Raw genomic sequence first — 8362 nt, 5'->3', positions numbered from 1 at the left:
GGTGCCGGGGTCGGCGTCGGCGTCCTTCGCGTCGTCGCCCGCGTTCGGCTTGGTCCACTGCCAGTCGGCGTAGTCGGCCGGCAGCTTCGTCCGATCGAAACAGACCTGGTAACTGCCGTCGGGCAGGTTGTCGAACGAGTACTTCCCGTCCGGGCCCGTCTTCGTCGTCGCCAGTTGCTTGCCGTCGCCGTCCTTCAGGGTCACGGGCACGTCCGGCACACCCGGTTCACCCGGGTCCTGCAAGCCGTTGCCGTCCTTGTCGGCCCACACGAAGTCACCCAGGCGGTTCGGCGGTGCGACCAGACCCGCGTCCAGGGTCAGGTTCTCCCGCTTGCCCACACCCAGCTGAACCACCGGAGTGCATCCGGAAGCCGGATCCGCGTCCGAATCCTTCGTGTCATCGCCCGCGTTCGGCTTCGTCAGCTTGTAGTCGGCAACCGGCGCCGGAAGGTGCGCAATGTCGAAGCACACCTGATACGAGCCGTCCTTCAAGCCATCGAACAGGTACTTCCCGTCCGGACCCGTCTTCGTCGCCGCAACCTGCTTGCCGTCGCCGTCCTTCAGCACCACCGGCACATCCGGCACGCCCGGCTCACCGGCGTCCTGCAGGCCGTCGCCGTTGCGGTCGATCCACACGAAGTCACCGACGCGGTTGCGCGGCTCGACCAAGCCCGCGTCCAGGGTCAGGTCCTCGCGGTGGTCGATGCCGAGCGGGGTGACCGGGGTGCAGCCCGTCTCGGTGTCGGCGTCGGAGTCCTTCGTGTCGTCGCCCGCGTTCGGCTTGGTCCACAGCCAATCGGCGTAGTCGGCCGGCAGCTTCGACCGGTCGAAACAGACCTGGTAACTGCCGTCGGGCAGCTTGTCGAACAGGTACTTCCCGTCCGGGCCCGTCTTGGCGGAATCCAGCTTCTTCCCGTTGCCGTCCTTCAGGACCACGGGCACGTCCGGCACGCCCGGTTCACCCGGGTCCTGCAGGCCGTTGCCGTTCGTGTCGGCCCACACGAAGTCACCCAGCCGGTTCGGCGGGCGGATCCCGGCGTCCAGGGTCAGGTCCTCGCGCTTGGCCGGGCCGAGCGTCGTCACCGGGGTGCACCCCGTCGCCGGAGCCGCGTCGGAATCCTTCGTGTCGTCACCGGCATCCGGCTTCGTCCACAGCCAGTCGGCATACGCGGCCGGCAGCTTCTTCAGGTCGAAGCACACCTGGTACGCCCCATCCGCCAGGCCGTCGAACAGGTACTTCCCGTCCGGACCCGTCTTCGTGGTCGCGACCTGCTTCCCGGTGCCGTCCTTCAGGGTCACCGGCACGTCCGGCACCCCCGGCTCCCCGGCGTCCTGCAGGCCGTTCGCGTTCCGGTCCGCCCACACGAAGTCCCCGAGCCTGTTCCGCGGGGCGACCAGACCGGCGTCGACGGTGTGGTCCACCGAACCCGCGGGTCCCGTGGTCACCTTGACGGTGCCGGTGGCCGGGTCGGGGTCGGAGTCGAGGGCCGGGCTGCCGCCCGCCTTCGGGACCGTCCACTTGAGACTCGCCAGTGGTGGTGCGCCCGGCAAGGCGGCGGTGTCGACGCCCGAGTAGTCGAACTTCACCGTATAGCAGGTGCCGGCCTTGAGCCCGTCCGCGGCGCCGAAGTAGTACTCGCCGTTCGGTCCGGTGGTCTTGGTGGCCAGGGCCGCGCCCTTGCCGTCGCAGGGAAGCAGTTGCACCTCGGCCCCCGCGACGGCCGGCTCGGCCGGGCCCTGGACGCCGTCGGCGTCGGTGTCGAACCACACCCGGTTGCCCAGCTGGACCGGCGCGTTGTCGCAGAGCGCCTCCAGGTCGGCCAGGCCGTTGGCCTTGCCCCAGCCTTCGGTCTTCGGGTCGCCGAGCAGGTAGCTGTTCGGGAAGCCGTCGGCCATCATCGTGCCCTTGGCCCGGTCGAACCAGCCGATGCCGCCGGTGTTGATGTTCGTCGGGTCCATCACCGTCGCCGGCATCCGCCCGGCCCCGTACACCACGGCGAGGCCGCCCTGCGCGGTCTCGTTGTGCGGCTTGCCGACCTCGGCGTTGCTGAAGTAGTCACCGGGGTAGTACTCGACGACGTCGGTCGGTTCGCCGCCGCCGTTCGCGGCCGCGCTGTTGTTGTTCGGGCAGCCCGCGGTCCCCTCCCACCCGTACGTGCCACCGGCCTGGCGGCAGACGCGGTTCAGGTCGCCGCCGCTGACGGTGTCCAGCGTCGCCGTGGACCCCGCGTTCGGCATGGCGTACCCGCCCTGGTCGCCGAAGCGGTCCCGGAAGCCCAGCACGAGGTCCCCGCCGGCTTCGGCGCGGATGTCGGTCAACAGCGGTTCCGGGTGGGCGAGCAGCTTTCCGCCCTGGGGCGCCGGCGGCTGGTAGGTGGCCTGCCACGGGTTCCAGAAGTGCGTGTTGCTGCCGTCCCACAGCGCGTCACCCCGCTTGAAGGTGAGCGGCTGGTTCACGAGCACCGCGCCGAACGTGCCGGCGGCGGCGTCGAAGGTGCGGATCACCACGCGCAGGTCGGCCGGCTTCTGCGTCGATTCGCCGGAGCACACCCCGCCGACGAAGACGACGCCGTCGTGCACGCCGAGGCCGCCCGGCCGCCAGTCACCGGCCGCGGGGCAGCCGGGGTCCGGGATCGCGTAGCTCGCCTTCGGCGCGGCCGCGGTCGCCGCGGTCGCGTCGTAGAGGTAGAGCTTGCGGTCGACCAGGTTGACCACGAACAGCGTGCCGCCGTCCTCGCTGATCCGCAGCGCGCCGAGGCTTTCCTTGCCCACCACGTTCGTGAACGCCTGGTCGAAGTCCGCCTGCATGGCGTGCGCGGTGCCGCCGGCGCCGGGCACCTTGGTGAACAGCGTGGTGGCCTTGGTCGCCGGGTTCGTCACGTAGACGGCGCCGGAGCCGCCGGGCCCGTAGGCCGCGGCCCGCTTGGCGAACGCGCTGGAGAAGACGCGCTTGTCCGCCTTGCGGTAGGCGATGCCGTAGACCGTGCCGGTGTCGCCCTGGGTGGCCAGCGCGGTGGGCGGGGTCCCGGTTCCCCGCGCGGTGAACGGGAAGCTCACCAGCGAGCGGGCCTGGGGGTCGATCCCGGGCGCGATGCCGTTGCGCTGGCAGGCGGTGACCAGCGTGGGGTTGTCCTGGCAGTAGTCCGCCGGGTTCCACAGCCCCATCGTCAGGTCGGCCTTCTTGCCGCCGGAAACGTCGACGAACGAGGTGAGGCTGCTCAGCCCGCCGCCTGCCGGGGCCGGTTTCAGGTACGGCATCGACGCGGGAACGCTCGCCTCGACGCGGTACTTCCCGCCGGCCAGCCCGGTGGTGGCCAGCTTGACGGTGCCGTCCGCGGCGGTGGTCCCGGTGGCCGTGGCGCCGGCGGGATCGGTGGCCTTCACCGGGATCCCGGCCACCCCGACCTCAAGGGCGGGCTCGTAGTCGCCGTTGCCGTTCAGGTCACGGATCACCCGGACGGTCAAGGTGCCGTCGGAGGCGTCGGCGAGGGCCGGTCCGGCCGGGACGCTCACCGGCAGGACCGTCGAGGCGAGCAGGAGTACCGCCCCGGAAGCCATCAGTCTCTTCACGTTCACTCCACACAGCCGGGCCCGTGACGGCCACTGTCCAATGCAGACGGTTGTGGTGAGCTTAGGAGCCGGGGAGAGTGACACACCTGGTGAAGGCGAGTGAATCCGGAGCGGCTTTTAGTGACTTCAAACCACACGATCGAGTGAGAAGACCCTCGCCGGCCGGGTTACCGCGGGTGATTGATCAACAAATCGGACCCTGCGCGGGGTGCCGGAACCCGGGAGGCCCGGCCGGCGGCCATCGGCTGTCCCTCGACGCCCGGTGAACGCTGCCGGAACGGCGCCCGACCGGGCCGACCGACGCCTCGCCGTGCGCGGATCCACCCCGATCTCCACCGCCGGGTGGTCCCGCTCCACCCGGGTGCCGCCCTAACTTCCTTCCCGTCGGAAACATCCGGGAAGGAAAGCGCCATGAACGAAGTGCTCGGTTTCGTGTTTCTCCGCTTCGCCGTGATCGGCGGCGGAATCCTGCTGCTCGTCCTGCTGCTGGGCGTGGTCGCGATCATCCTGAAGAAACTGGGCCGGTGAGGTCACCAGGTCGTGCCACCCGGGGTCCGGGCCCGCCCCCGGCGTGCATCCCGCACGTCAGGGGCCACACCGGCTCTACGCCGCTCCGCGATCCGCCTCCGCAGGCTCGTTCCGAACTGCCCTACGCCGTGAAACCGCGGCCCAACCCGTGCCGCACGGCGTAGCGCAGTGCTTCGATGCGGTTGCGCACGCCGATCTTGGCGAACGCGTTGTTGATGTGCGTCTTCACCGTTGCCTCGGCGATGACCAGCTCGGCCGCGATCTCGCCGTTGCTCAGCCCGGCGGCGATCAGGCCGAGCACCTCGGCCTCGCGGGCGGTCAGCCCGTCCGGCAACCGGTCCTTTTCGCCGCTCCGGCCCGACAACGCGGAGGCCACCCGGCCGGACACGCCGGCGCCGAAGGTCAGCTGCCCGGAGACCACGGCCCGCAGTGCGGCCCCGATCTCGGCGCGGCCCGCGTCCTTCGTCAGGTACCCGCGCGCCCCGGCGGCCAGTGCGCCGGCGATCGATCCGTCGTCCGCGTACGTCGTCAGCACCAGGACGGCGACCTCCGGGTGGTCGCGGGCGATCCGCTCGGTCGCTTCGACGCCGTTCAGCACCGGCATCGTCAGGTCCATCAGCACCGCGTCGATCCGGTCGAGCCGCCGCAGCAGGGCGAGCGCTTCGGCGCCGTCGGCCGCCGAGCCGGCCACCTCGACGTCGTCGAGCAGGCCCATGAGCGCGACCAGGCCTTCGCGCACGGCCTGCTGGTCGTCCACCACGACCACCCTGATCACCCGCGGTTCCCCCATGATCCCCCTCCCGGCGCCGGGAGGCAGGCTACCACCGCGCGGCCGCCGGAGAATCCACTGTGGAGGTTCAGCGGGAAGATCGGACGGTGGCGCGGCGGGTGCAAGCGCCGCGCCACCGTCCGCACGCCTCAGGCCGGGGCGACCGCCCGCCCCGTCTGCGGCGAGATCATCCCCGCGCACAGCCCGCGGCTCGCCAGCGTGCGGGCGATCTGCGGGATGGCGGACAGGGTGTTGGCCGGCCATTCGTGCATCAGGATGACCTGGCCGTTCGTGAGCCGGGCGTTGGCCGCGACGATCGCGCTGACGCTCGCGTTGTTCCAGTCTCCCGAGTCGACGTCCCAGATGATCTGGCGGAGCCCGTACTTGGCCGCCACCGACTGGACCGTCGCGTTCGTTTCCCCGTACGGCGGGCGGAACAGCCGGGGCGTGCCGCCGCCCGCGGCCGAGATCGCCTGCTGGGTCCGGGAAATCTCGGAATCCACCTGCGCCTGGCTCTGCTGGGTCAGGTGCGGGTGGGTGTAGCTGTGGTTGCCGACCCACATGCCCGCGCTCGTCTGGGCGCGGACCTGCGCCGGGTACGCGGCCGCGTACTGGCCCTCGTTGAACATCGTGGCCCGCAACCCGTTCTGCCGCAGCGCGTTCAGGATGGCCGGGGTGTGGGCGTTCGACGGCCCGTCGTCGAAGGTCAGGCCGACGTACCCGTTGCACGCCGCGGCCTGGGCCGCCGGCGTGACGGCGACGGTGCTCGCCACGGCGATGGCCGCCGTGGCCAGGAAAGTGCTCCAGCGGCGCATCGTCAGCCCACCGAGATGTTCGAGTTGCCGCTGCTCTGGTAACCCTCGGTCGCCAGGATCATGTAGTAGTTGAAGCTGCCCAGCCGCATGCCGGCGCGGCCCCACGCGTCGAAGTGGTTGCCGGTGGTGATGCTGCCGCCGGTGCGCCGCTGCTGGCGCACGCTCCAGTACTGGTTGAACGTCTTGTTGCCTTCGACGGACGGCGCGTTGTAGCGGGTCGTCTGGTAGATGTCGTACGTGCCGCCGTCGCTGGTCACGGTGCCCTTGTACGTCCCGGTCGGCCGCCAGCTGCCCCAGTTGTCGACGATGTAGTACTCGACGAGCGGGTTGGACGTCCAGCCGTAGAGCGCCAGGTAGCTGTTGCCGGAGGGGTTGAAGCTGCCTGAGTAGTTCACCGTCCGCCGGCTGCCGTTGCTCCAGCCCTTGCCGGCGACGAAGTTGTTGACGTTGCTCCAGTTCGTCCGGTAGTTCCCGCCGGAACCGAGCGTCATGGAGACCGAGCCGCCGCCGGCGCTCCAGAACGAGTAGTAGTACCCGTTGTTGTTCCCGGTCTGGTTGGTCGTGATGACCGTGTCGGCCCAGGCGGTACCGGGCAGGAATGCGGCGATCAGCGCAAGGACGGCGCCGCCGGCGAACACCCTGCTGCGGCCGCGTTTCTTGGTGAGCATGCTTCCTCCTCGTCGAGGCTGGCAGGCGAGCCAGGATGGCAAAAGCATGCGAGTGGCCCCACTGGTGGGGCAATAACTTTCGGAAAGTTTCGATGATCCCGCGGCCCCGGACTTCCGTCAACCCCTAGGAATTGAGGGGGATTTGCTTCTCCCGGAAAGCGCTAGCGTGGGCGCCGCACTGTTCTCGATCACCACGGGGGGATCCCATGAAACGCATTGCGGCGGCGGCCGTGCTCGGCCTGGCCGTGACGGCCCTGCCCCTGACGGCGGGCACGGCGTCCGCGTCGGAGCCGGTCACCTGCGGCAACTACTGGACCCAAGGCGCGTCCGGCCCGTCCGCGCGCGACTACTACTGGGGCAACTGCGGTTCCGCCGCCGAGAAGATCGAGGTGTGGGGGCTGGCCTACGGCGGCGGCGTCCGCAGCAAATGGGGCGAGAAGTGCGTGCCCGCGGGCACCGCGGTGCTGCTCGGCCGGACGACCCAGTACCTGGTGACCTCCGTCGAGGGCGTGGACACCCACACGACCTGCTGACGCACGGGCGGGGTGAGCCGGGCCGGCTCACCCCGCGCCACTACTCGCGGACGCCGATCGCGTCGATCGGCCGGGCCCGCAGCGCCACCGTCGTCGCCACCCCGATCGCCACCATCCCGAGCAACGCCGCGCCGGCGATGATTCCGAAGTAGACGGACGGCGAACCGGCCGGGACCGGGTTGCCCCGCAGCCCGAAGTTGAGCAGCGCCAGCGGGATCAGGGCCACCAGCGTCCCCAGCACGACCGCGATCCCGACCGTGGCCAGTGCCTCGAGCCGCATCATCCGGGTCACCTGGCGGCGGGTCGTGCCCACCAGCCGCAGCAGCGCGAACTCGCGGCCGCGCTGCGCGGTCGTCAGGACCAGCGTGTTGGCCACCGAAATCGCGAGGTAGCCGACGATGACGCCGGCCGCGACCAGGTTCAGGTAGAACTGCGCCTGCCGCTCCCCGCCCTCCGGGGCGGCGGTGACGGACGCCGGGGCCAGCACCAGACCCGGGTACGGCAACGCACTCAGCGCCGCGGCCACCGCACCCGCGTCGGCACCGGGCTGCCGCCGGATCAGCACCGAATCGTCCAGGCGGCCGCCGATGTGCTCGCGGGCCAGCGCGACCGGCAGCACGAAGTCGCCGAAGGCCAGGTCGTGCGTGTAGGTGGCGACCAGCCGCAGCTTCGCCGGGACGCCGTCGCCGAAGTAGAACTCGACCTCGTCGCCGAGCTTCTTGTCCAGCCAGTCCGCTTCCGCGCGGCTCAGCGCCACGGTGTTCCCGGTCAGGTCGGCCAGCCGCCCGGCGTCGACGCCCAGTTCGAGCGCGGCCCCGGCCCGCTCGCCCGCCAGGCCCTGCGCGGGCGTCCGCTGGACCTCCACGCTGTCGCCCACCGGCGTCGCGGTGATCACGGACGTGCGGACCACCGGCGTCGCCGCCGCGACCCCCGGCACCCGGCCGGCCGCCTCGGCCACCTCCGGGGAAACGCCACCCGCGCCGGTGAGCACGTAGTCGGCGGTCGTCGACCGCGCCGACTCCTGCTGGGCCGCGGTCGTGGTGGCCATCGGCCCGTAGAACGTCACCAGCGCGAACGCGACCGCCAGCATCAGCGGGGTCACCGCCGCGGCGACGCGCCGGGCGTTGGCGTGGCCGTTCGCACCCGCCAGGTAGCCGCTGATCCGCCACAGCCGCGCCAGCACGGGCACCAGGAACCGCATGACCAGCGCGGTCACCCGCGGCCCGACCACGGCCAGCCCGATGACGATCACCAGCGTCGCCATCGACGACGTCGCGGCGGCGAGGTCACCGCGCAGGAACAGCGGGGCGAGCGCGCCGCCGACGCCGGCCAGCACCAGGCCCCAGCCGGTGAGCAGGCGGCCCCGGCCCAGCTCGCGGCGTTCCACCGCGGCCTCGCCCAGCGCCTCGACGGGCCGGATCGACGACGGCCGCCGCGCGGCCGCCCAGGCCGCCAGCCGGGCCGCGCCCAGGCCGAGCA

General features: G+C 71.5%; 6 protein-coding genes. 1 reads left to right on the top strand and 5 read right to left on the bottom strand.

Going from position 1 to position 8362, the window contains the following annotated elements:
• The 4 genes from CCN39_RS37430 to CCN39_RS37415 all read right to left on the bottom strand — a co-directional run.
• The coding region (locus CCN39_RS37430) for an SdrD B-like domain-containing protein (RefSeq protein WP_143264293.1) at positions 1-3570 on the bottom strand (3570 nt) is incomplete at its 3' end.
• A 649-nt stretch (positions 3571-4219) separates the two neighbouring features.
• Positions 4220-4888: a response regulator gene (locus tag CCN39_RS37425; RefSeq protein WP_208630569.1), complete on the bottom strand. Its 669-nt coding sequence runs from the start codon at positions 4886-4888 to the stop codon at positions 4220-4222.
• A 128-nt stretch (positions 4889-5016) separates the two neighbouring features.
• Positions 5017-5682, bottom strand: coding sequence for a polysaccharide deacetylase family protein (locus tag CCN39_RS37420; protein ID WP_086850189.1), 666 nt, complete (start codon positions 5680-5682; stop codon positions 5017-5019).
• A gap of 2 nt (positions 5683-5684) precedes the next feature.
• Positions 5685-6350 carry a glycoside hydrolase family 11 protein gene (locus CCN39_RS37415; protein ID WP_086850187.1) on the bottom strand — a complete coding sequence of 222 codons (666 nt, stop codon included), beginning with the start codon at positions 6348-6350 and terminating at the stop codon, positions 5685-5687.
• A gap of 206 nt (positions 6351-6556) precedes the next feature.
• On the opposite strand from CCN39_RS37415, the gene CCN39_RS37410 reads away from it, so the two are divergent.
• Positions 6557-6883, top strand: a complete 327-nt coding sequence (locus CCN39_RS37410; RefSeq protein WP_086850186.1) for a hypothetical protein — start codon at positions 6557-6559, stop codon at positions 6881-6883.
• 40 nt (positions 6884-6923) lie between these two features.
• Here the strand turns inward: CCN39_RS37410 and CCN39_RS37405 are convergent.
• On the bottom strand, positions 6924-8362 hold a 1439-nt coding region (locus CCN39_RS37405; RefSeq protein ID WP_086850184.1), incomplete at its 5' end, for an ABC transporter permease.

The organism is Amycolatopsis kentuckyensis (assembly GCF_002155975.1).
Lineage (GTDB): Bacteria > Actinomycetota > Actinomycetes > Mycobacteriales > Pseudonocardiaceae > Amycolatopsis > Amycolatopsis kentuckyensis.
The sequence above is the reverse complement of the archived record's forward strand: the minus strand, read 5'-3'. Positions and strand labels throughout refer to the sequence as shown.

Coding starts and splice junctions, on each gene's coding strand:
- CCN39_RS37415 (WP_086850187.1), bottom strand. CDS start 6,350: ATGCTCACCAAGAAACGCGGCCGCAGCAGGGTGTTCGCCGGCGGCGCC.
- CCN39_RS37425 (WP_208630569.1), bottom strand. CDS start 4,888: ATGGGGGAACCGCGGGTGATCAGGGTGGTCGTGGTGGACGACCAGCAG.
- CCN39_RS37410 (WP_086850186.1), top strand. CDS start 6,557: ATGAAACGCATTGCGGCGGCGGCCGTGCTCGGCCTGGCCGTGACGGCC.
- CCN39_RS37420 (WP_086850189.1), bottom strand. CDS start 5,682: ATGCGCCGCTGGAGCACTTTCCTGGCCACGGCGGCCATCGCCGTGGCG.